22 protein-coding genes are annotated in these 23,685 nt (G+C 72.2%); 13 read left to right on the top strand and 9 right to left on the bottom strand.

From position 1 onward, the window contains the following. Positions 1-245: 245 nt before the first annotated feature. Both pspAA and ACWD3C_RS41915 read right to left on the bottom strand, forming a co-directional pair. Entirely contained in the window at positions 246-524 is a 279-nt protein-coding gene (pspAA, locus tag ACWD3C_RS41910) for a PspA-associated protein PspAA (protein ID WP_451152876.1), read from the bottom strand. A gap of 21 nt (positions 525-545) precedes the next feature. Continuing rightward, positions 546-1,433 carry a PspA/IM30 family protein gene (locus ACWD3C_RS41915; protein ID WP_451152878.1) on the bottom strand — a complete coding sequence of 296 codons (888 nt, stop codon included), beginning with the start codon at positions 1,431-1,433 and terminating at the stop codon, positions 546-548. 276 nt (positions 1,434-1,709) lie between these two features. Between ACWD3C_RS41915 and ACWD3C_RS41920 the strand changes: the two genes are divergently transcribed. Beyond that, positions 1,710-2,339, top strand: a complete 630-nt coding sequence (locus ACWD3C_RS41920) for a DUF3043 domain-containing protein (RefSeq protein ID WP_451152880.1) — start codon at positions 1,710-1,712, stop codon at positions 2,337-2,339. An 80-nt stretch (positions 2,340-2,419) separates the two neighbouring features. Beyond that, entirely contained in the window at positions 2,420-3,121 is a 702-nt protein-coding gene (locus ACWD3C_RS41925; RefSeq protein WP_451152935.1) for a methyltransferase domain-containing protein, read from the top strand. A gap of 342 nt (positions 3,122-3,463) precedes the next feature. Here ACWD3C_RS41925 and ACWD3C_RS41930 read toward each other — a convergent pair whose 3' ends face one another. Continuing rightward, complete coding sequence (locus ACWD3C_RS41930) at positions 3,464-3,667, bottom strand: hypothetical protein (protein WP_451152882.1); 204 nt, start codon at positions 3,665-3,667, stop codon at positions 3,464-3,466. Between the two features lie 125 nt (positions 3,668-3,792). Between ACWD3C_RS41930 and ACWD3C_RS41935 the strand changes: the two genes are divergently transcribed. After that, entirely contained in the window at positions 3,793-4,995 is a 1,203-nt protein-coding gene (locus tag ACWD3C_RS41935; RefSeq protein WP_451152884.1) for a bifunctional adenosylcobinamide kinase/adenosylcobinamide-phosphate guanylyltransferase, read from the top strand. On the opposite strand, the gene ACWD3C_RS41940 is transcribed toward ACWD3C_RS41935, so the two are convergent. After that, positions 4,971-5,594: a class I SAM-dependent methyltransferase gene (locus ACWD3C_RS41940; protein ID WP_451152886.1), complete on the bottom strand. Its 624-nt coding sequence runs from the start codon at positions 5,592-5,594 to the stop codon at positions 4,971-4,973. The two genes, ACWD3C_RS41935 and ACWD3C_RS41940, sit on opposite strands and share 25 nt — an antisense overlap. Positions 5,595-5,725: 131 nt before the next feature. On the opposite strand from ACWD3C_RS41940, the gene cobT reads away from it, so the two are divergent. Both cobT and ACWD3C_RS41950 read left to right on the top strand, forming a co-directional pair. Further along, positions 5,726-6,871: a nicotinate-nucleotide--dimethylbenzimidazole phosphoribosyltransferase gene (gene cobT, locus ACWD3C_RS41945; protein WP_451152888.1), complete on the top strand. Its 1,146-nt coding sequence runs from the start codon at positions 5,726-5,728 to the stop codon at positions 6,869-6,871. 256 nt (positions 6,872-7,127) lie between these two features. Then, entirely contained in the window at positions 7,128-7,850 is a 723-nt protein-coding gene (locus tag ACWD3C_RS41950; protein ID WP_451152890.1) for a hypothetical protein, read from the top strand. On the opposite strand, the gene ACWD3C_RS41955 is transcribed toward ACWD3C_RS41950, so the two are convergent. Next, positions 7,784-8,554 (bottom strand): hypothetical protein, encoded by a 771-nt coding sequence (locus ACWD3C_RS41955; RefSeq protein WP_451152892.1) that lies wholly within the window; start codon positions 8,552-8,554, stop codon positions 7,784-7,786. The genes ACWD3C_RS41950 and ACWD3C_RS41955 overlap by 67 nt on opposite strands. Positions 8,555-8,627: 73 nt before the next feature. Between ACWD3C_RS41955 and ACWD3C_RS41960 the strand changes: the two genes are divergently transcribed. Continuing rightward, positions 8,628-9,425 (top strand): adenosylcobinamide-GDP ribazoletransferase, encoded by a 798-nt coding sequence (locus tag ACWD3C_RS41960; RefSeq protein ID WP_451152894.1) that lies wholly within the window; start codon positions 8,628-8,630, stop codon positions 9,423-9,425. A gap of 36 nt (positions 9,426-9,461) precedes the next feature. After that, complete coding sequence (locus ACWD3C_RS41965) at positions 9,462-10,034, top strand: hypothetical protein (RefSeq protein WP_451152896.1); 573 nt, start codon at positions 9,462-9,464, stop codon at positions 10,032-10,034. A gap of 18 nt (positions 10,035-10,052) precedes the next feature. Here the strand turns inward: ACWD3C_RS41965 and ACWD3C_RS41970 are convergent, their stop codons facing one another. The 4 genes from ACWD3C_RS41970 to ACWD3C_RS41985 form a co-directional block, all read right to left on the bottom strand. Further along, positions 10,053-10,712 (bottom strand): spherulation-specific family 4 protein, encoded by a 660-nt coding sequence (locus tag ACWD3C_RS41970; protein WP_451152898.1) that lies wholly within the window; start codon positions 10,710-10,712, stop codon positions 10,053-10,055. Positions 10,713-10,743: 31 nt separating this feature from the next. Next, the gene (locus ACWD3C_RS41975; RefSeq protein WP_451152900.1) at positions 10,744-12,267 is read right to left on the bottom strand and encodes a hypothetical protein; all 1,524 of its coding nucleotides are present in this window, start codon (positions 12,265-12,267) and stop codon (positions 10,744-10,746) included. Beyond that, positions 12,264-13,784 carry a GT4 family glycosyltransferase PelF gene (pelF, locus tag ACWD3C_RS41980; protein WP_451152902.1) on the bottom strand — a complete coding sequence of 507 codons (1,521 nt, stop codon included), beginning with the start codon at positions 13,782-13,784 and terminating at the stop codon, positions 12,264-12,266. Before pelF ends, ACWD3C_RS41975 begins: the two co-directional genes overlap by 4 nt. Before the next feature lie 141 nt (positions 13,785-13,925). Further along, on the bottom strand, positions 13,926-15,959 hold the full coding sequence (locus tag ACWD3C_RS41985; RefSeq protein ID WP_451152904.1) for a hypothetical protein: 2,034 nt from the start codon (positions 15,957-15,959) through the stop codon (positions 13,926-13,928). Positions 15,960-16,335: 376 nt separating this feature from the next. Here ACWD3C_RS41985 and ACWD3C_RS41990 point away from each other — a divergent pair, with 376 nt between their 5' ends. The 6 genes from ACWD3C_RS41990 (at position 16,336) to ACWD3C_RS42015 (ending at position 23,243) form a co-directional block, all read left to right on the top strand. Then, positions 16,336-17,883, top strand: a complete 1,548-nt coding sequence (locus tag ACWD3C_RS41990) for a leucyl aminopeptidase (protein ID WP_451152906.1) — start codon at positions 16,336-16,338, stop codon at positions 17,881-17,883. 346 nt (positions 17,884-18,229) lie between these two features. Then, positions 18,230-19,618: a dihydrolipoyl dehydrogenase gene (gene lpdA / locus ACWD3C_RS41995; protein ID WP_451152908.1), complete on the top strand. Its 1,389-nt coding sequence runs from the start codon at positions 18,230-18,232 to the stop codon at positions 19,616-19,618. Between the two features lie 61 nt (positions 19,619-19,679). Next, the gene (gene sucB, locus ACWD3C_RS42000) at positions 19,680-21,539 is read left to right on the top strand and encodes a 2-oxoglutarate dehydrogenase, E2 component, dihydrolipoamide succinyltransferase (RefSeq protein WP_451152910.1); all 1,860 of its coding nucleotides are present in this window, start codon (positions 19,680-19,682) and stop codon (positions 21,537-21,539) included. 165 nt (positions 21,540-21,704) lie between these two features. After that, complete coding sequence (locus ACWD3C_RS42005) at positions 21,705-21,890, top strand: hypothetical protein (RefSeq protein ID WP_451152912.1); 186 nt, start codon at positions 21,705-21,707, stop codon at positions 21,888-21,890. Beyond that, positions 21,887-22,198: a type II toxin-antitoxin system PemK/MazF family toxin gene (locus ACWD3C_RS42010; RefSeq protein ID WP_451152914.1), complete on the top strand. Its 312-nt coding sequence runs from the start codon at positions 21,887-21,889 to the stop codon at positions 22,196-22,198. The genes ACWD3C_RS42005 and ACWD3C_RS42010 overlap by 4 nt, the downstream gene beginning before the upstream one ends. Before the next feature lie 412 nt (positions 22,199-22,610). Further along, complete coding sequence (locus ACWD3C_RS42015) at positions 22,611-23,243, top strand: GntR family transcriptional regulator (protein ID WP_451152916.1); 633 nt, start codon at positions 22,611-22,613, stop codon at positions 23,241-23,243. Positions 23,244-23,685: the final 442 nt, after the last annotated feature.

Consider the following 23,685-nt stretch of genomic DNA (forward strand, 5'->3'; position numbering starts at 1 on the left):
CCTCGTCCTCAAACGCCGGACGGGCTGATGGTGCCTGGCCTGGAGCCGCGCCCCTTAAGGGGCGCGGGGCTGTATCGATGTGCGGCTCCGCCGCGTGGGCGCGACCAGCCACACACAACCCCCAGCCCGCCAACAACCCCACCACCCACCCCCTGCCCGACGGGGTCGAAGGGGCGGAGCCCCTGGGGGATGGGACGGGTAGGGGCGGCGGGGGCGAACCAAATCCGGTGGGGCCGCCGCGGGGGTCAGCCCGGGATCAGGCCGTCGTCGGTGAGGAGCTCCCGGACCTCCTCCAGGGTCGCGTCGGGAGACGGGAGGATGAGTTCGGAGGGCTCCAGGGAGTCGTCCGGCAGGGGGGTGCCGAGTTCGTGGACCTTGGCCAGGAGGGCTTGGAGGGTACGGCGGAAGCCGGGCCCGTCGCCGATCTCCATCTCGGCCAAGAGTTCGTCGTCCAGCTTGTTCAGTTCGGCGAAGTGGCTGTCGGCCAGCCTCACCTGCCCCTCCCCCATGATCCGTACGATCATGTCGCCCTCCTCAGGCATGGGTCACTGCTTGTCGAACCGCGGAGTGTCCCGCTGCTGGGACTGCGACTGGGACGGGGTCGAGGACTCGCCCGTGCCGCCCTCGATCGCCTGCTTCTGCTCGGAGGAACCTCCGGCCAGCTCCGTCTTCATGCGCTGCAGCTCCAGCTCCACATCCGTACCACCGGAGAGGCGGTCCAGCTCGGCCTGGAGGTCGTCCTTGTGCATGCCGGACTGGTCGTCCAGCGCACCGGAGGCCAGCAGCTCGTCGATCGCGCCGGCCCGCGCCTGGAGCTGCGCCGTCTTGTCCTCCGCCCGCTGTATGGCGAGGCCGACGTCGCCCATCTCCTCGGAGATGCCGCTGAACGCCTCCCCGATCCGCGTCTGCGCCTGCGCCGCCGTGTATGTGGCCTTGATGGTCTCCTTCTTCGTGCGGAAGGCGTCCACCTTGGCCTGGAGCCGCTGCGCGGCCAGCGTCAGCTTCTCCTCCTCGCCCTGGAGCGTGGCGTGCTGGGTCTCCAGGTCGGTCACCTGCTGCTGCAGGGCGGCCCGACGGGAGAGCGCCTCACGGGCGAGGTCCTCGCGGCCGAGCGCGAGCGCCTTGCGGCCCTGGTCCTCCAGCTTGGAGGACTGGCCTTGGAGCTGATTGAGCTGCAACTCCAGGCGCTTGCGCGATGTCGCGACGTCCGCGACACCACGGCGCACCTTCTGCAACAGCTCCAGCTGCTTCTGGTACGAGTAATCGAGGGTTTCGCGCGGGTCCTCGGCCCGGTCAAGGGCCTTGTTCGCCTTCGCGCGGAAGATCATCCCCATACGCTTCATGACACCGCTCATGGGCTTCGCGCGCCCCCTTCTGACGGACTCCAGCTCCAGCGACTGCAACAGAACCCACAGTACGGGCCCTGCATCCATTACCGCACTGTTCGGGGACGGATGCGCTCCTCCCCAAGGACGACTGCGTACGGCACCGCTCCGGCGTAGGGAGTAGGTGTTCCCCTGGGACCCTCCCCCGATCCCGCCTCGGCAACCCCGCTCCTCCACGGTTACGTACGGGAGGACAACGGAAATCCCTCAGGCTCCCTCCGGGTGAACCGCCGCCCGCCTTCCCTTTCAGGCCACTCTGTCCCTCTACCTGTCTTTTTACAGACGACCGGTGTTGCCGGATCGTTCCCCACTCCGCTGGGGTCCATGCCCCCGTACCCCGTACCCTTGGGTTTTGTGTTCCGAAGCCGTGCCAAGAGCGAGAAGGCCTCGGTAGCCGACAAGGCTCCGACGACCAACTCCAATGAGCCCCGTGACCCGCAGGCCCCGAAGGGCCGCCCCACGCCGAAGCGCAGTGAGGCCCAGGCGCAGCGTCGCAGCGTCGCCAGTACGCCGACGACGCGCAAGGAGGCCGCCAAGCGCTCCCGCGACGAGCGCCGCGCCGCGCTGGAGAAGCAGCGCCAGGCCCTGGCGACCGGTGACGAGCGCTATCTGCCCGCCCGTGACAAGGGCCCGGTGCGCAAGTACGCGCGCGACTTCGTGGACTCACGGTTCTCGGTCGCCGAGTTCTTCCTGCCGCTGGCCGTCGTCATCCTCGTCCTGAGCATGGTGCGGGTGGCGTCGCTGCAGAACATCGCGCTGCTGCTGTGGCTCTTCGTGATCGTCCTGATCGTGGTCGACTCGGTCGGTCTCGCGTTCCGTCTGAAGAAGCAGCTCAGGACGCGCTTCCCCGACGAGAACCTGCGCGGCGCCGTCGCCTACGCCCTGATGCGCACCCTCCAGATGCGTCGCCTTCGGCTGCCGAAGCCGCAGGTCAAGCGCGGAGAGCGGCCCTGAGCGCGGCTCCGTTCTCCGGGGGTGCGGACGCCTGGCTGCGCGGCCTGGGCGGTTTGCGTGATGTCGTACGGCAGGAACTGGTGGCCCGGCAGCTCGACGAGCAGATAGCCGGGCGGTTCCCCGTCGGCCAGCGGCTGCGGGTGCTCGACGTCGGCATGGGCCAGGGCACACAGGCGCTGCGGCTGGCCCGCGCCGGGCACGCGGTGACCGGCGTCGAGCGCGAGGCCAGGATGATCGCCGCCGCCCGTGAGACGCTCGCCGCCGAGCCGGAGGGCATCCGGAGCCGGGTGCGGTTCGTCGAGAGCGACGGCCGGGACACCGGCGTGCACTTCCTGCCGGGCAGCTTCGACGTGGTGCTCTGCCACGGTGTTCTGATGTACGTCGAGGAACCGGACCCCCTGCTGGCGGGGCTGGCCCGGATGCTCGCCCCCGGCGGACTCCTCTCCCTCCTCGTACGCAACGGCGACGCCCTCGCCATGCGACCGGGACTGGCCGCCGACTGGGCCTCCACCCTGGCCGCCTTCGACACCACCGCCTACACCAACCGACTCGGCCTCGACGTACGGGCCGACCGACGCGAGGCCCTCACCGCCACACTCGCCGGAATCGGGGCGCCTCTGCACGCCTGGTACGGCGTACGCGTCTTCACCGACCTCGCCGCGGACGACGAGGCGGTGCCGGACGACGTGGAGGCCCTGCTGGCGGCCGAGGAGCGGGCCGGGCGGACAGATCCCTATCGCCAGGTGGCGGCCTTGCTGCACCTGTGCGGGGTCCGCGGCTGAGGCAGCCGTGCCCCTTAAAGGGGCGCGGGGCTGTGACATTGTGCGGCTCCGCCGCGTGGGCGCGACCAGCCAAAACTCACCCGCAGACGCCAGAACACCGCCCCGCCCGAGCTCTCAGGCGCCCCGCCCACTCAGAGCCTGTGTCATATCCCCGGCCGGGCGCACGCCGCCTGGCACGCACGCTCGCCGCGTTGCCGAAACGCCCACGTGGCTCCTCCCCCACGCTCGAACCGGCTTCGCTCGGCTCGCGCGGGGGCACCCCCATCGAGGGCGCTCCGGCGCCTTGCGATCGCACGCACCAGACGACGTGCGCTGATCCGGCCGGGGATATGACACAGGCTCTCACCCTTGAAGACTCATCGGCCCGTAAATCTCCTTCGCGTCCTCGAACAGCCGGACCTGGTCCGCACCCCCGTCGAGAAGGGCCTTCCAGTGCTCACCGATCCAGGACTCCGCGTCCCCTTGCGTGGTGAACTCCTCGGGCTGCACCGCGGGCTGGACCTCCGCCCCGTCGGCCTTCTCGAACCGCCACGTCCATGCCGTCATGTGAGCCTCCGTAAGTACCGGCCCGGTATCGAACACCGTACCGAGCAAGATCCGGTTCCTGCCCAGAGCCTAGTCGGACGCGCAAGACCTGCGAGGACTTACCGGGACACGAGAAAATCGAGCCCGTGGAACTGACTCTGCTCGGCACCGGCGCCCCCGCGGGCCTCCCCCGCCCCGACTGCCCGTGCGCGGCCTGCGCGACCTCGCTCGGCGGTGACGCGCGGGCGGCGACCGCGCTGCTCGTGGACGGCACGCTGCTGCTGGACCTCACGCCCGGCGCGGCCCTGGCCGCCGCGCGCTCGGGGCGCACGCTCACCGGCGTACGGCAGGTGCTGCTCTCGCATCCGCACAACGGGCCCGCGCTGGAGGTCCCGGCGGGGCTGCCGCAGCCCGGACGGGTACCGGACGGGCAGGAGCTGGCGCTGCTGACCGGGCACCGGGTGCGGGCGGTGCCGATGGACGCGCCGGGGACGGGGTACGAGGTGACCGGGCCGGGCGGGCAGCGGCTGCTGTATCTGCCGCCGGGTGGGGCGCCCGCCGGGGTGGAGGAGCACTCGGCGGAGGCGTACGACATGGTCCTCGCCGATGTCGTGGGGCGCCCGGACGCGTTGGCGCGGCTGCGGGCGGTGGGCGCTGTCGGTCCGGCCACCGACGTCGTCGCCGTACACCTCGACCATGACGTGCCGCCGGGCGCCGAGTTGCGCCGTCGGCTCGCGGCCTCGGGGGCGCGGGCCGTGCGGGACGGGACGACGCTGCTCGTGGGCGTCTACGAGGACGTACCCGACGTACCCAGGCGCACCCTCGTCCTCGGCGGGGCGCGGTCCGGGAAGTCGGTCGAGGCCGAGCGGCGGCTGGAGGCGTTCCCGGAGGTGCTGTACGTGGCGACGGGCGGCGCCCGGAACGGCGACGGGGAGTGGGCCGCGCGGGTCGCCGCCCACCGGGAGCGGCGGCCGGGGTCCTGGCGGACCGCCGAGACCTGCGATCTCGTACCGCTGATCGAGGAGGACGGGGCGCCGCTGCTGATCGACTGTCTGTCACTGTGGCTGACGGACGCGATGGACTCCGTGAACGCCTGGGACGACGACGAGTGGGCGGGCGGCGGCGAGCGCGCCCTGCGGGCACGGGTCGAGGAACTGGCCACAGCCGTACGGCAGACCCGCCGGACCGTGGTCGCCGTCTCGAACGAGGTCGGCTCCGGGATCGTCCCGGCGACGGCGTCCGGCCGGCGCTACCGCGACGAACTCGGGCGCCTGAACACGGCGTTCGCGAACGAGTGCGAGCACGTGCTGCTGGTCGTCGCAGGTCAGGCGCTGTCTCTGCGCGGCTGACGGCGGGCTCTGCGCGGCTGACGGCGGGCGATCACCCGGTACGCGTACGGCAGCAGCGGTACGCAGGCCCGCGCGGCGACCACCGCGCAGCCGAGCGACTCCAGTTCCTCCCGGAGTTTCCGGGCGGGGATCAGGTGGGGCGGGCGCGGGCGGCCTCCGGTCGACAGCCACCGTCCGCCCAACCCCCGTGCCGGGTCCGGCAGTTCGACGAGGAGGTGGCCGTCGGGGCGGAGGGCGGTGAGGGCGGCGCGGAGTTCCTCGTGGGGGTCGGCGGTGTGTTCCAGGTGGTCGAGCATGCTGACGACGTCGTAGCGGGCACGGAGCCGGCCGGCGGTGTCCGGGTCGGTGAGGGTGCCGTGGTGCGCCTCGTCGATCCGCTCGGCCGCGCGGGCCCACTCGACGCGCGGGTCGGTGTCGAGTCCGTCGAAGGCGGTGTACGGGAACACGCTCTTCGCGGCCTCCGGGAAGTATCCGTACCCCGTGCCGATGTCGAGCCAGCTCTCGGGTTCGGGGTACGGCAGCAGCGCGCGGGCGGCGGCGAGGTGGCGCAGGCGGTTCAGACGTCCGGGGGCGGCGTTCGTCTGCGGCGTGCGGGGCATGGCGGCTCCTGCGGACGGAACGTGCGGCAATCCATGACAAAGCGGAACGTATGGGATCGCGATCATGGGTGCAAAGACGTGGCGCCGATGGGGCACCGCCGTGTTCGATCGCTGCCGGTACTGTTCGGCGAATGAGCTCGCTTAATCTCGACGACTTCACCGATCTGATCGAGCGCCCCGACGGTGGGGTGCGCCGCGATGCCGAGGCGCGGCGGGAGCGGCAGATCGTGCCGCCCGGGGCGCTGGGCCGCCTCGACGACCTGGGTGAGTGGCTGGCGGCGGCGCAGTCCGCCGTGCCGGTGCGGCCGATCGCGCACCCTCGCGTGGTGCTGTTCGCGGGCGACCACGGTGTCGCCGGACTCGGCGTGTCCGCACGGGAAGCGGGCACCGCGGACCAGCTGGTGCGGGCGGTGCTCGACGGCGGCAGCCCGGTGTCCGTGCTGGCCCGGCGGCTCGATGTGCCGGTCCGCGTGGTCGACATGGCGCTCGACTGCGAGCCCGGCACCCTGCCCGACGACGTCGTACGGCACCGGGTGCGGCGCGGCTCCGGGCGGATCGACATCGAGGACGCGCTGACCATCGAGGAGGCGGAGGCGGCCTTCCGCGCGGGCGCCGCGGTCGCCGACGAGGAGGCGGACGCCGGGACCGATCTGGTCGTCCTCGGCGATGTGAGCGTCGGCGGGACCACGGCCGCGGCCGTGCTGGTCGCCGCGCTGTGCGGGACCGACGCGTCCGTGGTCACCGGGCGCGGCGGGCAGGCCATCGACGACCTCGCCTGGATGCGCAAGTGCGCGGCCGTCCGGGACGCCCTGCGCCGGGCCCGGCCCGTGCTCGGGGATCAGCTCCAGCTCCTCGCGACGGTGGGCGGGGCCGACCTCGCCGCGATGACCGGGTTCCTGCTGCAGAGCGCCGTCCGCAAGACCCCGGTGATCCTCGACGGCGTCGTCTCGACCGCGTGCGCGCTGGTCGGGCAGCGGGTCGCCTTCCGGGCGCCCGACTGGTGGCTCGCCGGACAGAAGAGCGGCGAGCCCGCCCAGGCCAAGGCCCTGGACCGCATGGCGATCGAGCCGCTGCTCGACCACGGCGTGGCCGTCGGCGAGGGCGCGGGCGCGCTGCTGGCCCTGCCGCTGGTCCAGGCGGCTGCCGCACTGGCGGCGGAGCTTCCCGAGCGGCCGGAGCCGGAGGAGCGGGCGGAGCCCGAGAAGCCGGAGGAGGCCGAGAAGCCCGAGGGGACCGAGAAGCCCGAGGAGGCCGAGAAGCCCGAGGTTTCCGAGTAGTCCACGGACGACGACCAAGCGGGTCCTGCGAAGTCCGGTGCGGTTCGGCGGCGCCCAAAGGGGCGCGGGGCCGTGTCGATATGCGGCTCCGCCGCGTGGGCGCGACCAGCCACCACGGACCCGCAGGCGAAGCACCGCACTTCCAGCGGAGCGCTTGGTCCCCGTCTCGCCGTTGCGGCGGAAAAGTGACCGTCGCGACGGCACCCTTCCGTGTCCCGTTCCGTCTTCAGGTGCACACGCACCTGGAGTCGCACGAATGAGCACGCCGATGGGAACCGCCGGGCTGAAAGCCCGCGCCCGCGCCGAATGGGGCCCGCTGTACGCCACCGTGCGCGCGGCGCTCGTCGAACGGCGCGCGCGGGCCGTCCCGATGGCCCTCGCGGCCGTCTGTCTGACGGCGGCCCTGCACTTCGTGCACAACCAGCCCTGGGGCTACGGCTTCGTGCAGAGCATCGGTGCCGTACGCGCCGAGGACCCCCTCTGGCTCGCCCTTCTGCGCACTCCGCTCTCCCTCTTCGTACCGGCCCTGGATCTGCCCGCGTGGGGTTCGCTGGCGCAGATCCTGGTCGTGTTCGGGATCGCGGAGATCTGCCTCGGCCGGGGACGGACACTCGCCGTCGCGTACGTCGCCACGCTGGCCGGCACGCTCTACGCGCGCGTGGGCATCGCGCTCGGCCCGGACGTCCCCCTGGGGCTGCCCGCGTCGGACGCGCAGGTCGTCGACAGCGGGCCGTCGGCCGCGGTGGTCGGGCTGGCCGTGTACGTCGGATGGTGCTGCCGGACGTATCTCACGGCGGGTCTGGTGGTCGTGGCGATGGTCGTGGAGGTGCTGGTGAAGGAGAACCTCGCGGGCAAGGAGCACCTGGCGGCGATCGCGGCCGTGCTGGTGGGGTGCGGGGTCGCGGCGGTGCGTCAGCGGCGTTCGAGGGGGCGGGCGGGGGCCGGCTCGGGGTCGGGTCTGCCGCCGATCCAGTCCTGAACCCTGCGGCTGGGGCCCGCCCAGCGGCGGTCGTGGCGGTAGGCGCGCAGCATCGAGCGGGCGCGGGCGCGCGGCCGCCGTCGGTAGAAGCGGCGGGCCCAGGGCGAGGCCGGCCGGGCCAGGCGGACCGCGCCGACCAGGGCGAGGAAGGGGATGATCGCCCCGAAGATCGCGAGGCGGACCTTGCCCTTGCTCAGGGCGAGGAGCACGAAGAGGAAGTTGCCCGCCACGCTGACGACGACGCCGCCCCGGTTCTGCAGTTCCTCCTCGCTGAGATCGTTGACCCCGAACGGCAGGAAGCCGCCGAGCACCAGGCCGACCAGGGCCGCCGTCAGCGCCACCGCCTCGACGCTCTTGCGGCCCTCCTCGGTCCAGTACACGTCGGCGAGGTGCAGGATCAGCGCGAACTCGTCCAGGACGAGCCCGGCGCCGATGCCGAACAGCACCGCGAACACGGCCCCGCCGAAGCCGTGCCGGCTGCTCGCCACCGCGCCGAAGCCGCCGACGACCGTGAGGACGACGCCGGGGACGACGTGGTGGATGTGCAGGCCGCCGGAGCTGACGTTGCCGAACGGGCCCTTTCCCGCGCGGATGAGGCGGGTGATGAGCCGGGTGATCAGAAAGGCCAGCACGAACGCGGTGAGCGCGAGCAGCAGCGGGAGCTTGCCCGGCTCGACGATGTTCCGCTCCCACCATTGCCCCATATGCGAACTTTATCCGTGATCTTCGATCACGGCCGCCGCTGATGCCGCGCAGAGCGCCGGGTAACCTGCGCCGGTGCCCGCCCCCTCCGCGACTCCCCTCCCCGACGGCCTCCGTTTCGCCTTCGGCACCCTCACCGTGCTGCCCGTCCGGGTGACCCGCTGGGACCGTGACGCGGCCCGCGCGGGGATGCTGTGGGCACCCGCCGCCGGACTGGTCGTGGGCCTTGCCTCGGCCGCGCTGGGCGTGTTCCTGCTCCTGCTGGGCGCGGGCCCGCCGCTCGCCGCCGTGGCCACCGCCGCCGTGCCCGCCGTGCTCACCCGTGGCCTCCACCTCGACGGGCTCGCCGACACCGCCGACGGGCTCGGCAGCGGCAAGCCCTCCGAGGACGCGCTGCGCATCATGAAGCAGTCCGACATCGGCCCGTTCGGGGTCATCACCCTCGTCTTCGTCCTCCTCGCCCAAGTGGCCGCGCTCAGCCAGGCGTACGGCGCCTCGTGGGCCCACGGTGCCCTCGCGGCCGTCGTCTCGGCCACGGCGGCCCGGCTCGCGCTGACCCTGGCCGCGCGCGCGGGGGTGCCGTCGGCCCGGCCGGACGGGCTGGGGGCGGCGGTCGCCGGAACGGTGCCGGTGCGGGGCGCGCTGCTCGTGGCGGGGCTGGTCGGCTGTGCCGCGGCGGCGGGTTCGGGGGCCTTCCTCGGGGTGTACGGCGTCGTCGGCGCCGTCCTCTCGGTCGCGGTCGCCTGCGGTGTCGCCGAGGTGCTGCTGCGGCACTGTACGCGGCGGTTCGGCGGGGTGACCGGTGATGTGTTCGGCGCGCTCGAAGAAGCCGCCGGGACAACGGCGTTGGTGGTGTTCGCCCTGTTCGGGTAGCTACCCTTTCGCAGGTCTGCGTATCGAGGGAGAGACATGCGGCCGAAGCGGTTCAGCGTCAAGATCGCCATTCCGTTCGTGGGCGAGATCAGCGGTGAGTGGGAGCCGGACGACGCCGAGCGCAAGGCGGCCTGGGAGCTGTACGTGGAGCTGGTGACCCGGGTCGCGGTGGTGCCGTTGCGGGAGGGCGAGGGCTCGGCGCGTGAGGCGCTGACCTCGATGTACAGCTTGTTCGCGACGGTCCGGGACATCCTCAAGCGGTACGGCCCCGACCTCGCCTCGCCCGGCCGCCCCGACCAGGTCTCCTTCGGTGCCCTCGCCGTCACCGTCCTCAACAACGCCCTGCGGCCCGTCCTCGCCAAGTGGCACCCCCGGCTCGCCGCCTGGGAGGGCGCTGTGCCGGTGGGCCGCGCCCCCGTCGACCACGAGAACGCCTGGCCCGAGATCGACGCCCTCCGCGCCGACCTGGAGTCCCTGCGCCTGGTCCTGGTCCAGATGGCCGACGTCCTGGGCACCGTGGCGGGGGCCGCCGACCTGATCCGGGTCTCCGAGAGCGTGCCGTTCCAGGGGCTCACGTCGGAGCGGCCGACGGGCAGCGCCGCCACGTAGCGGGTTCAGCGGCGTGTCTCATCGGCCGGGCTCCAGGCCGTGCGGCAACGTGCCCCAAGGGTGATCGCCCGCGCCGGGCACCGCACAGTGCACGGCCGCGCCCCGCCCCCGGGCGAGGCCCTCGGCGTCGGCCCCCGGCGGCACCCCGTACACGAGGTGGCAGACCTGTGCCCCGGTGCCGCCGCCCTGCCAGGGTGGGAGGTTCAGGTCCAGCCCTTCGTACGTCTCCCACGTGCCCTCGAAGGTGACGAGCACGTCGGCGATACGGGCGTACTCGGGGTGCGGCGGTGTGCCGTGGTTGAGGACGAGCGTGCCACAGCCGGTGCTCCGGGCCTCGGCGGCGAGCCGCCGGTAGTGGGTGAACTCGTCCGGCCCGGCGGCCACTTGGTCGAGGAACGCGCCGTCGGCGCCGTACCAGTCGCGGTGCCGGGCGAGGTCCCGTACGACATCGGCGGCGGGTCTGCGGCCGTAGCCGGTGTCGGCGTACCCGAGCACCCGCACGTCCGCGGCCCGCAGCCGGGCGGCGACCTCGGCGAAGGCCGGGTCGGGGGCCTCGCCGGGGCCGCTGGCCGGGTTCAGGACGACGCCGTACAGCCGGGGTGCGGCGGCGACGACGGCGTCCCATTCGGCGGGGCGGACGGACGGGTGCTCGTAGTAGGGCACCAGCAGGGTTCTCATCGGCGGGCGGGTGCCTTCGCCTGCGGACAGCTCATCGGTGCGCGGTCGCCCTCCCCAACAGGCCGCAGACGAGGCCGCCTTGGAGTGCGGCCGCCGTGCCGTGGACGAGCACGGCGGTCCAGTGCGGGTCGCCCGTGTGGGTGGCCAGGGTGATGGTCTGGGCGAGGGCGGCGGCGCAGCACACCACGGCGGCGCTCAGGACCGCGCCGAAGGACTGGAGCAGCAGGCCGGTCCACAGCACCATGCCCAGGAGGAGGAGCCCGGCGAGGCGTGGGCCGGTCAGGCCCGGTGCCTGTGGCCACAGGGCGGCGGTGGCGAAGGTGAGGGCGAGCAGGGCGGCGAGGTACCCGGCGAGGCACCGCACCAGGGTGAGGGCCGTGGTCCGCCAGAAGGCCCTCGGTGTGCTGGTGGAGCGCAGCCCGGTGAGGCCGCCGCTGCGGAACCGGTACAGCAGCCACTCCGCCGGGCCCATGCTGAGCGTGAGCGCCACGGCGGCGGGGGCGGCCACCACGGTGTCCTCCTTGCCGGTGAGCACGTCACCGAGCGCCGCGTACAGCACGAGGACACCGCTGCCGAGGCCGAACAGGGCGTACGGAACGGAGTCGGCGAGCCGGGGTGCGGCGGCGCGGGGCCGGGCGGGGAGGCCGCCGAGCGCCCCGAAGGGCAGCAGCGCCACCAGCCCGGCCGTCCAGCTGCCCTCCCCCAGGTCCTTCACCGTGGGCGCCGCTTCGCGCGCGGCCAGGACGGCGACGACGGCCAGGGAGCCCACCAGCAGCGCGAGTCTCGCCGTGTCCGGCACGGGCCGGCCCAGGGCGAACACCGCGCCGCCCGCCATCGGCAGCAGGGCGAGCAGCAGGGCCCGTTCGCGGCCCATGACCAGCAGTACGGTGGCGGCGCCCAGATAGCAGGACTGCCCGGCCGCGAAGGCGACCACGCCCGGGTCCCCCGTGCCCGCCACAGCCAGCGCGACCATCGAACCGAGCAGCGCTCCGAACGGGGCCCCGACCAGCAGGCAGCGGCGGGCCGCCGCGCGGTCGCCCAACCCCAGCCAGGAGTACGCGCGATGGGCGAGCCCCTGGTTCCAGGTCCAGCCGCACAGGGCGCCGACGAGCAGCGGGACCGTACCGGCGGGCAGGCCGAAGTCGTCGCGGGGGCCTGCCAGGAGGGGTGCGCCCAGGACGTGGCCGAGGCCCGGCAGGGCGAAGACCACGCCCCGCAACAGGCAGCCCAGCAGGCCGAGTTGCCAGGGGTCGTGCACCGGGCCGTCCGGTTCGGGGTGGCGGCGCTCGACCCGGTCGTACAACTCCTCGGCGAGCGCGAAGGAGTCGTGGCAGCCGTACCGTTCGCGTATCTGGTCGTCCGACATGCCGTCGGACTCCAGCAGTGCGGCTATCTCGTCCGGGTGGACGGCGGCGGCGATGAAGTCCCGTAGCCGCTCGGCGAGTTCGTCGACGGGGTCGGGCTGTGCCCAGCTCGGCGGCCGGTGGCGCTGGCGGGGCAGGCGGGGCAGGGTGTCCGGCCCGGCTCCGGGCGGCAACGAGATGCTTCCGCTCACCAGTCGGTCCCGTTCGTCGCCACGGACTGGTACCAGGGGTCGCGCAGTTCGAGGGTCCAGTCGGTGACCGTCTCCAGCGTCGGTTCGTACACCTCGGGGCGGCCCGCGAGCTCCTGGTAGATCGTCCGGAAGGCGTCGACGGAGCGGCGCAGTGTGAACCGGTCGATGACCCGTTGACGGGACAACGCGCCGAGTTTCAGGCGCCGTTCGTCGTCGCGGAGGAGGGTGAGGGCGGCGGCCGCCATCTTCTCCGGCTCGCGCGGCGGGACGACGATGCCGGTGTCGCCGACCGCCTCGCTGACGCCGCCGACGTCCGTGGAGACCGTCGTACGGCCGCAGGACATCGCCTCGATGATGGAGAACGGGAAGCCCTCGGAGATGGAGGAGAGCATCACGACGTGGCCCGCCGCGTACGCCCGCCACACCTCGCTGATGCGGCCCTCGAAGGTGAGCCCGTCGGTGACGCCGAGTTCGGCGGCCAGCTTCTCCAGGCGGGTCCGGTACGCCTCCCCGCCGGGCGGCACGGGGCCGAACAGCCGCAGCCTGGTCCCGGGGAGTTCGGCCCGGACCATGCCGTACGCGCGGATCAGGGTCTCCAGGTCCTTGATGGGGTCGACGCGGCCGCACCAGGTGAGCGTGGGCACCTCGGGTTCCGGCCCGGCGTGCGGGAAGGCGTGCGGGTCGACGCCGTTGTAGACCGTGCGGATCCTGTCGCCGTCGGCGCCGCCGCGCTCCTCCCAGCGGCGGTTGTACTGGTTGCAGGGCGTGATCAGGTCGGCCGCCCGGTAGCCGAGGGAGTTCAGCTCCCGATAGAAGCCGAGCAGACACGCCTTCACCGGCCAGCGCTGGGCGTCGGCGCGGTGGCCGAGGTAGCGCTCGCGCAGGTAGATGCCGTGCTCGGTGAGGAGGAACGGCACGCCGTCGAAATGGTGTGCGGCGAGCGCGGGCAACGTTGCCAGACCGCTGCTGACCGCGTGCGCCACCGAGTCCTCGGGGATACGCGTGCCGAGCGGCCTGAGGGCGTGTTCCAGCAGGTCGGTGGCGGTCAGGGCGTCGTGCACGGTGGGCCGGGCCCGCGCTGTCGGCAGATGCGGCATCGTCCAGATCCACATCAGCGCGCGGAGCGCGGACTCGGTGCGCAGGGCCGCCGACAGCCGTCCGTCGCGGGCGAGCACGGCCAGCTCGTACAGCGCCTCGCCGAAGTCGCAGCGCGCCTCGGGGGCGAGGAACGAGAGCAGGAACCGCTCGTAGGAGTCGAGGAAGCGGCGGCGGGCCCGGCCCAGCGGCGCCCGCCCACGGCCGGGGCGCGGGCCCCAGGTCGGTACGGGGGTGTGCCGGTAGGCGTTGGGCGGCAGCTCCCAGGTCACGGGTTCGCGACCGCTGCCGGTGAGCGAGACGATGTGGAAGTCGACTTCGGGCATGCCCTTGACGAGCTGGTCGCACCAGGTGCTGACCCCGCCGTGGACATGCGGATAGGTGCCTTCGGTGAGCATGGTGACATGACGGCCGGTGCGCATCGCTTCGTGGATCCCCCTGTTGCGGATTCTGTGTGGGGAACTGCTGCCAGGAACCCGGCTGCGGGTTCGTTGTGGCTGATCGCGCCCCACGGCGGAGCCGCATATCGAATACAGCCCCGCGCCCCTTTCGGGGCGTTGTCGCTACGGCAGCTTCAATGTGAGCGAGGACTGCAGCGCGGCCGGTGTGGTCCAGTCCGAGCGCGCTCCCGCGTAGGGCGTGCCGAAGGTGGTCGTGCCGAGTAGGAGCTGCTTCCTGGTGCCCTCCGGTGCGGTGACGGGGATCTGGGTGCCGGACGGGGCGGTGACGGTGACCGTGTTCCCGACGCGGTACGCCGTGACCTTGTTGACGGCGATCGCGGTCTGCCAGGCGGCCCGGCGTTTCAGCTCGGTGCCGATCGCGCTCTGCCGGGGGTTCACCAGCGGGGTGTTGTCGGCGAAGAGCGCCCGGTAGTCGGCGAGCACCTTGTCCAGGACCGGGTAGAGCAGCCGGTCCTCGGCCAGGTTGGACTGGTGCGCGTAGTGCGGGCGCGGATCGTTGCCGAGGGCGTGCACCAGGCCGGTGCGGGCCTCCTGCGGGACGATGTGCTCCTGGTAGCCGGTGGCGGCGTCCAGGGGCTGGTCCAGGCAGGTGGACGTGGGGTTGTTCTCGCAGATGCCGCTGCCGCCGTCGGCCGCCGAGGCGTAGATCCAGTTGTACTCGTCGACCATCTCCTCGGCCGTACCGACGTTGTAGTACAGGTTCATCGGATGGCGCGGCACGGTCAGGGCGCTGCCCACCGGGCGCTGGCGCGGCTCACGGGAGTTGTCGGACGCGGTCCACTTGATGCCGTTGTCGGCGAGGGCGCGGGCGAGGTTCGGGTTGTCGTCGGGCTGCTGGGGCAGGGTCTTCAGGCCCGAGTGCTCGCCCGTCACCAGCTCGGTGCGGTCGAGCGGGAGGCCGTGCGAGCGCGCCCAGTCGTGGTTGCGGGCGATCTCCGCCGAGATGTCGGCGCGGCTCATGTACCGCGTGGAGCCGTCCGCGTTCTTCGCACAGCTCCACGGCACAGTCGACGTGTCCTGGACACAGCCGAGGAACGGGTGGGTGTAGGTGTGGTTGATCCAGCGGTACTGGTTCCTGTCGGCGAGCAGCTGGTCGGTGAGGGCGTCGGTGCCGCCGTTCTCCGCCTTCCACGCCTCGCCCGAACCGGCGTTGTAGACCAGGTCGAGGGTGAAGCCACTGGACCGCTGCCACTGCCTGGCGTACACCGCGTCGGCCGCCGTCATCCGGATCGGCGCGGTCCCCTCGCCGTCACCGCCCGCGCAGTCGAAGTCGCCGGGCGTGCAGTTGTTCTCGGTGTCCCAGCGGCTGTCGGGCGCGAAGACGTCGTCGATGTGGACGGCGAAGTAGTTCCTGCTCTGCCCGAGGTGGACGCCCTGTGTCAGCCACTCCACGATGCCGCGGGCCAGGACGCGGAACTGCCGCTGGTGTTGGTTGTAGGCGAAGGTGACGACGAGTTCGCGGCGCCCGTCGTGGGCGTACTCGCCGATCAGGCTGCCCCGCCCCGTGCCCGCGGGCACGGCGATGTCGACGTAACTCGTGAAGCCCTCGCGGGGCCGCGCCACGAACCCGAAACTCTCCGGCACGGACGGGGAGTTGTCCTCGAAGGTGAACGCGCCGTCGAGGTAGTCGAAGGGCCCGGACCGGCCGGCGTCGGTGACCGCCGCGTCGCGGCCGTCGAGACTCCCGGCCCAGCCGCCCTCGCTCGTGTGGTCGAGGCCGACGCCCGGGTGGGCCCAGGTGTAGGCGTCCACCTGGGGGATGCCGTACGTCCGTTCGTACGTCTCCAGGGCGGTCTGCTCGGGCGAACCCGCGCCGAACGGGGCCTCGTTGGGCAGCACCACGCCCTGGTATCTGGCCCGCGGTCTGCCGTCGGCCGTGTCGCTGAGGAACGCGGTGTCGACGGTCGGGCGGCCCGGGTCGTCGAGGTCGACCCTCGTGTACGGGATGCCGGTGCTCCTCAGCTCCGCCATGACGGCCTGGACCGGGCTGTCGCCGTTGTCCACGACCAGGACCTTCAGATCGATGCGCGGCTCGGCCGCCGCGGACGTCCCGGGTATTCCCAGCCCCAGCGTCATCAGGCCGGTGGCCGCGAGGACAGCGGCCGTTTTCCTCCATCGGTGCGCACGGTGCGCCATGGTGCCCGTCCCTCCCCCCATGGATCCCCCTGTGGCCGGAACCGGGAGCAGATCCGTGGAAATGGTGCAGAGCGGCGAGGTGTTCACTCGCCGGACGCGACGAGTGTGGCGCAGGTCACCGGGTGTGGGAGGTGAGAAGCGGACACGACGCCACGCATCGGTGAACGCCCGCAGGAATGAGCGAACGGCCGCTCACGCGTAGTCTCGTCCTCAGCACGTTCCCGGCCCAGTCCAGACCGGGATTCCCAGCCCGGCCGGGACCGTTTTCCCATCCCGGTCCAGGCGGGGACGTAGTACGGATCTAGGGTCTTCCTCGGGCCGGTCGACCCGATCCGTTCGGCCACCAAAACTCAATTGGAAGCGAGATTTCACCACCGTGACTGCTCTCACTCTCAGCACGGCCGCCGCGTCGGGCCTCAAGGCCGACGCGATCGTGGTCGGTGTCGCGAAGGGCCCTGCGTCCAGGTCCGGGGACCTGGTCGTCGCGCCGGGCGCCGAGGCCGTGGACAAGGCGTACGACGGCAAACTGGCCGGCCTCCTGGAGACCCTCGGTGCCTCCGGTGCCGAGGGCGAGGTGACGAAGCTGCCCGCGCCGTCCGGTTTCAAGGCGCCGCTCGTGGTGGCGGTCGGTCTGGGAGCGGAGCCCGAGAAGGACGCGTCGTTCGACGCCGAGGCGCTGCGCCGCGCGGCCGGTGTCGCCGCCCGCGCCCTGGCCGGTTCGAAGAAGGCCGCGTTCGCGCTGCCGCTCACGGACGCCGGTGACGTCGGCGCCGTCGCCGAGGGCGCGCTGCTCGGCGCGTACGCGTTCGACGCGTACAAGGAGACCGCGCCTTCGAGCAACGGCCCGAAGGGCAAGAACGGCAAGGCGCCCCTCGCCGAGGTCGCCCTGCTCGGCGCCAAGCCGCGCGACAAGGCGCACAAGGCCGCCGTCGAGCGCGCCACGGCCGTCTCCGAGGAGCTCAACCGCGCCCGCGACCTGGTCAACACCCCGCCGAACGACCTCAACCCCGAGTCCTTCGCCGCGGTCGCACAGGCCGCGGGCAAGGAGCACGGCATCAAGGTCGAGGTGCTCGACGAGAAGGCCCTGCAGAAGGGCGGCTACGGCGGCATCCTCGGCGTCGGCGCCGGCTCCGCCACCGCTCCCCGCCTGGTGAAGCTGTCGTACACCTCCTCCAAGGCGAAGAAGCACCTCGCGTTCGTCGGCAAGGGCATCACGTACGACTCGGGCGGCATCTCGCTCAAGCCCGCCGGGCACAACGAGACGATGAAGTGCGACATGAGCGGTGCCGCCGCCGTGTTCGCCGCGGTCGTCGCCGCCGCTCGGCTCGGGCTGGAGGTCAATGTCACCGGCTGGCTGGCGTTGGCGGAGAACATGCCGTCGGGTTCGGCGACCCGTCCGGGTGACGTCCTGCGGATGTACAGCGGCAAGACGGTGGAGGTCCTCAACACCGACGCCGAGGGCCGGCTCGTCCTCGCCGACGCGCTCGCCAAGGCCTCCGAGGACAAGCCGGACGCGATCGTCGACGTGGCGACCCTGACCGGGGCGATGGTGCTGGCGCTCGGCAACCGGACGTTCGGTGTCATGGCCAACGACGACGCGTTCCGCACGGCGGTCGTCGAGGCCTCCGAGGAGGTGGGCGAGGCGTCCTGGCCCATGCCTCTGCCGGACCACCTGAAGAAGGGCATGGACTCCCCCACGGCCGACATCGCGAACATGGGTGAGCGGATGGGCGGCGGTCTGGTCGCCGGGCTCTTCCTGAAGGAGTTCGTGGGCGAGGGCCTCACCTGGGCGCACCTGGACATCGCGGGGCCGGCCTTCAACGAGGGCGGGCCGTTCGGGTACACGCCGAAGGGTGGTACGGGGAGCGCGGTGCGGACGTTGGTGCGGCTGGCCGAGCGCGTAGCCTCCGGCGACCTGGGGTGATGTTGGTCGGGGGCCTCGCGTGCGGGTTGCGTGGGGCCCCTGCGCCTAGGAGCTCGGGTCGTGGGGTGATTTGGCGGCTGCGGGTTGTGTGTGCTTGATCGCGCCCACGCGGCGGAGCCGCAAATCGACACAGCCCCGCGCCCCTTGGGTAGGCCGCCGCGCACGTCAGTCGAGAGGTGCTGTGTGTCACACCGTAGCCCGGCGTCTCGTTCAGTGGTGACAAGTGCGAAGATGGGCTCGGCAGGACAGGGCCCCACCCCAGGGCCGAAGCAATGAGCGGCCGGACACCAGCCGCCTGCCGGTCAGTGGAGACCGGCGTACGGCGCACATGCATGGAGGACGTGACGTGGCGAACGACGCCAGCACCGTTTTCGACCTAGTGATCCTCGGCGGTGGTAGCGGTGGTTACGCCGCGGCCCTGCGCGGGGCGCAGCTGGGCCTGGACGTCGCCCTGATCGAGAAGGACAAGGTCGGCGGCACCTGCCTGCACCGGGGTTGCATCCCCACCAAGGCCCTGCTCCACGCGGGCGAGATCGCCGACCAGGCCCGCGAGAGCGAGCAGTTCGGCGTCAAGGCCACCTTCGAGGGCATCGACGTCCCCGCCGTCCACAAGTACAAGGACGACGTCGTCTCGGGCCTGTACAAGGGCCTGCAGGGACTCATCGCCTCCCGCAAGGTGACGTACATCGAGGGTGAGGGCCGGCTGTCCTCCCCCACCTCCGTCGACGTCAACGGTCAGCGGGTCCAGGGGCGCCACGTCCTCCTCGCGACCGGCTCCGTGCCGAAGTCGCTGCCGGGTCTGGAGATCGACGGCAACCGGGTCATCTCCTCGGACCACGCCCTCGTCCTGGACCGCGTCCCGGAGTCCGCGATCATCCTGGGCGGCGGTGTCATCGGCGTCGAGTTCGCCTCCGCGTGGAAGTCCTTCGGCTCGGACGTCACGGTCATCGAGGGTCTGAAGCACCTCGTCCCGGTCGAGGACGAGAACAGCTCGAAGCTTCTTGAGCGCGCGTTCCGCAAGCGCGGCATCAAGTTCAACCTGGGCACCTTCTTCCAGAAGGCCGAGTACACCGCGAACGGTGTGAAGGTCACGCTGGTCGACGGCAAGGAGTTCGAGGCCGAGGTCCTCCTCGTCGCCGTCGGCCGCGGCCCGGTCTCGCAGGGACTCGGATACGAGGAGCAGGGTGTCGCGATGGACCGCGGCTACGTCCTCGTCGACGAGTACATGCGCACCAACGTCCCGACGATCTCCGCCGTCGGTGACCTCGTTCCGACTCTCCAGCTCGCGCACGTCGGCTTCGCCGAAGGCATCCTGGTGGCGGAGCGGCTGGCCGGTCTGAAGACCGTCCCGATCGACTACGACGGTGTGCCCCGGGTGACGTACTGCCACCCGGAGGTCGCCTCCGTGGGCATCACCGAGGCCAAGGCCAAGGAGGTCTACGGCGCGGACAAGGTCGTCGCTCTGAAGTACAACCTGGCGGGCAACGGCAAGAGCAAGATCCTCAGGACCGCGGGCGAGATCAAGCTCGTCCAGGTCAAGGACGGTGCCGTGGTCGGCGTCCACATGGTCGGCGACCGCATGGGCGAGCAGGTCGGCGAGGCCCAGCTGGTCTACAACTGGGAGGCGCTGCCGTCCGAGGTCGCCCAGCTCATCCACGCCCACCCGACGCAGAACGAGGCGCTCGGCGAGGCCCACCTGGCCCTCGCGGGCAAGCCCCTCCACTCCCACGACTGACGCCTTCAGTCCCGGGCGCGACGACACAGACTTCCGCAATTCGTAAGGAGCAACAGAAACCATGGCGGTTTCCGTAACCCTTCCGGCGCTCGGTGAGAGCGTCACTGAGGGCACTGTCACCCGCTGGCTGAAGGCCGAGGGCGAGCGCGTCGAGGCCGACGAGCCGCTGCTTGAGGTGTCGACCGACAAGGTCGACACCGAGATTCCCTCGCCTGCCGCCGGTGTCCTGGCCTCCATCAAGGTCGCCGAGGACGAGACCGTTGAGGTCGGCGCCGAGCTGGCCGTCATCGACGACGGCACGGGCGCGCCCGCTGCCGCCCCTGCCCCCGCTGCCGCCGAGGCTCCGGCCCCGGCTGCCGAGCCCGCCCCGGCCGCGGCTCCGGAGCCTGCCCCGCAGGCCGCCGCCCCGTCCACCGAGGCTCCCGCCCCGGCTCCGGCCCCGACGGCGGAGGCCGCCGCCGGTGGCGGATCCGCCGAGGGCACCGACGTGGTCCTCCCCGCTCTGGGCGAGTCGGTCACCGAGGGCACCGTCACCCGCTGGCTCAAGGAGGTCGGCGAGTCGGTCGAGGCCGACGAGCCGCTGCTTGAGGTGTCGACGGACAAGGTCGACACCGAGATCCCGGCGCCCACTTCCGGCACGCTGCTGGAGATCGTGGTCGGCGAGGACGAGACCGCCGAGGTCGGCGCGAAGCTGGCCGTGATCGGCGCTCCGGGTGCCGCTCCGGCGGCTGCCCCGGCTCCGGCCGCACCGGCTCCGGCTGCGGCGCCTGCGCCTGCCGCTCCGGCCGCGCCTGCTGCCCCGGCGGCTCCGACCGCTCCCACGGCTTCGGCTGCCCCGGCCGCGCCCGCCGCTCCGGCCGCTGCCGCTCCGGCTCCGGCTCAGCCCGCGGCTCCCGCCGCCCCGGCTGCTCCGGCTCCGGCGCCCGCGCCGGTCACCCCGGCCCCGGCGCCTGCCGCTCCGGCCGCCGCCAAGGACACCGACGAGGGCGCGTACGTGACCCCGCTGGTGCGCAAGCTCGCCGCCGAGAACGGCGTCGACCTGGCCACCGTCAAGGGCACCGGCGTCGGCGGCCGTATCCGCAAGCAGGACGTCATCGCCGCCGCCGAGGCCGCGAAGGCCGCCGCCGCTGCTCCGGCTCCCGCCGCTGCCGCTCCGGCCGCCGCCGCTGCGAAGAAGGCCCCGGCACTGGAGGTCTCCCCCCTCCGTGGCCAGACCGTCAAGATGCCCCGCATCCGCAAGGTCATCGGCGACAACATGGTGAAGGCGCTGCACGAGCAGGCGCAGCTGTCCTCGGTCGTCGAGGTCGACATCACCAGGCTGATGAAGCTCCGCGCGCAGGCGAAGGACTCCTTCGCGGCCCGCGAGGGCGTCAAGCTCTCCCCGATGCCGTTCTTCGTCAAGGCCGCCGCCCAGGCGCTGAAGGCCCACCCGGTCATCAACGCCCGGATCAACGTCGACGAGGGCACGATCACCTACTTCGACGCCGAGAACATCGGTATCGCGGTGGACTCCGAGAAGGGCCTGATGACCCCGGTCATCAAGGGCGCGGGCGACCTGAACATCGCCGGCATCGCCAAGGCCACCGCCGACCTGGCGGGCAAGGTCCGGGCCAACAAGATCACCCCGGACGAGCTGTCCGGCGCGACCTTCACCATCAGCAACACCGGTTCGCGCGGCGCGCTCTTCGACACGATCATCGTGCCGCCGAACCAGGTCGCGATCCTCGGCATCGGCGCCACGGTCAAGCGCCCGGCCGTCATCGAGACGGAGGAGGGCACGGTCATCGGCGTCCGCGACATGACCTACCTGACCCTCTCCTACGACCACCGTCTGGTCGACGGCGCCGACGCGGCCCGTTACCTGACCACGGTCAAGGCGATCCTGGAGGCGGGCGAGTTCGAGGTCGAGCTCGGTCTCTGACTCGGCGGTCCGCAAGGGCCGTGGATCTCAACGAAGTCGAGCTCGGTCTGTAACCGCGCACATGGACATACGGTGCCCCCGTCCGGAGCTTCCGGGCGGGGGCACCCGTCTGCTGTCCAGCGGCGGGAATGCGGCGACGGCATCACTGCCACTATATTTGGCGTCATGACTGCCATCACCCTGCGGATTCCGGACGCCATGGACAAAGCGTTGCGCGCCGCCGCCGCCGACGCCCCCTCTCTCAACGACTACATCCTCAAGGCCGTACGTCGACAGATGACCCTCGACGCCGGCCGCCGACTCGCCGCCATCGCGCCCCTCGACCTCGAAGGCGAGGGCGACGCCCTGTGACCATCCGAAGGGGCGACGTGTGGGATGTCGACACCGGCAAGGGCGTCCGCACCGTACTAGTGGTCAGCCTGGACGGTCTCGCCGATGCATACGGGGCGGTGGTCGTCCTGGTGCTGCACACTCCGGCCACACACCCCGACACAGCCATGAGCGTCCGCCTGACATCCCCGATCGGCGCCTCGGTCGTCGCCGTCAATCTGCTCCAACTCGCCGCATCACGCTTCGACACGGCCACGCCGCACGGCAACGTCGGCCCGGAACAACTGGCGCTCGTCGACAGCGCACTCCGCGCGGTTCTCGACCTGTAGGGCGCCCCCACGGAGCCGCCGTTCCGCCCTGCGTTGCTGCGGCCCCGTGTCCATCGGCCCGCCTGACGCCAGACCCGTGCCCGCCGTCACCACTGCCGCCGGGACGACCCAGGGCACCCCCTGATCCGCGCCCCGGGGCCCATACCCCCTGACGCCCCGAGGAGCACCATCGCAAAAACCCCTCTGCCGACCGCCGCTCCTTCCAGGCCGACGGGTTCTCCGGGTTACACGGCGGTGACGGCTCCGGGCCTTGTCCGGTACGGGTCTTTACAAAGAGGGCTGGCGTGGGAGCGTGTAAGCCTCATCTCACCTGCGCGTAAGCACCCTCATGCGCCCCTCCCCGGAAGCGGCTCGGCCTTATTGTCTAAACGTCAAACGCCCTCGGGGCTCTGCCCCTGTGGAAGGAGCCCTCATGACCACCGCGCCCGTCGTCCACTCGCTGCGCGAACAGATCCGCGAGCACATCGTGGAGGGCATCGTGAGTGGGCGCTGGAAGCCGGGGGAGCGGATCGTCGAGCGGCGGATCGCGACCGAGCTGGAGGTCAGCCAGACCCCTGTCCGGGAGGCGCTGCGTGAGCTGGAGTCGCTGCGGCTGATCGAGTCCGCGCCCAACAAGGGGGTGCGGGTGCGGAATCTGACGGCGGCGGATCTGGAGGAGTCGTATCCGGTGCGGGCCGGTCTGGAGGCCATCGCGGCGGAGCTGGCGGCGGAGAAGCTGGCCGAGGACTGCTCGGCGCTGGAGCCACATGTGGCCGCCCTGTACGAGGCCGACCGGAAGTCCGACGGGACGGGGCAGGTGCGGCACACGGTCGGCTTCCACCGTGAGCTGGTGCGGGCGGCCGGCAACTCCGTGCTCCTCCACACCTGGGAGGGGCTGGGCATCGAGGTCTTCACCGCCCTCTCCATCCGCTGGCTGGGGACCGTGCAGCAGTCGTACGCCGAGGAGCACGAGGAACTGGTCGAGGCCTTCCGCCGCCGCGACCCGCGCATCGCCGAACTCGTCAAGTCCCACGTCCTGGGCTGCGCCCCCCGCACCGGCGACTAGCCGTCGGGGCCGCCGGGTGAGTTTCGCCCCCGCCGCCCCTACCCGTCCCATCCTCCAGGGGCTCTGCCCCTTCGACCCCGCCCCGGTAGGGGGTGGGTGGTGTGGTTGTTTGGGGGGTGCGGGTTGTGTGTGGCTGGTCGCGCCCACGCGGCGGAGCCGCACATCGATACAGCCCCGCGCCCCTTGTGGGGCGCGGCTGCGGTACAGGCCTGCAACCAGTCGGCCCGCCCCCGCGCCAAGCCTTTTCAGCCCCGGCCAGGCACCCCCAGCACGTCCGGCGCTTGAGGACGAGGCCGTTCAGGCCGATCCACAGCAACCCCCACCCACCCGCAACCTGCCCACCCACCCGAGCCCCCGGGCGGGGTCGAAGGGGCGGAGCCCCTGGGGATGGGACGGGTAGGGGCGGCGGGGGCGAAAAAGGACCCCGTCGACACCAGAGCAC

The sequence above is a fragment of the Streptomyces sp. NPDC002845 genome, from assembly GCF_053591955.1.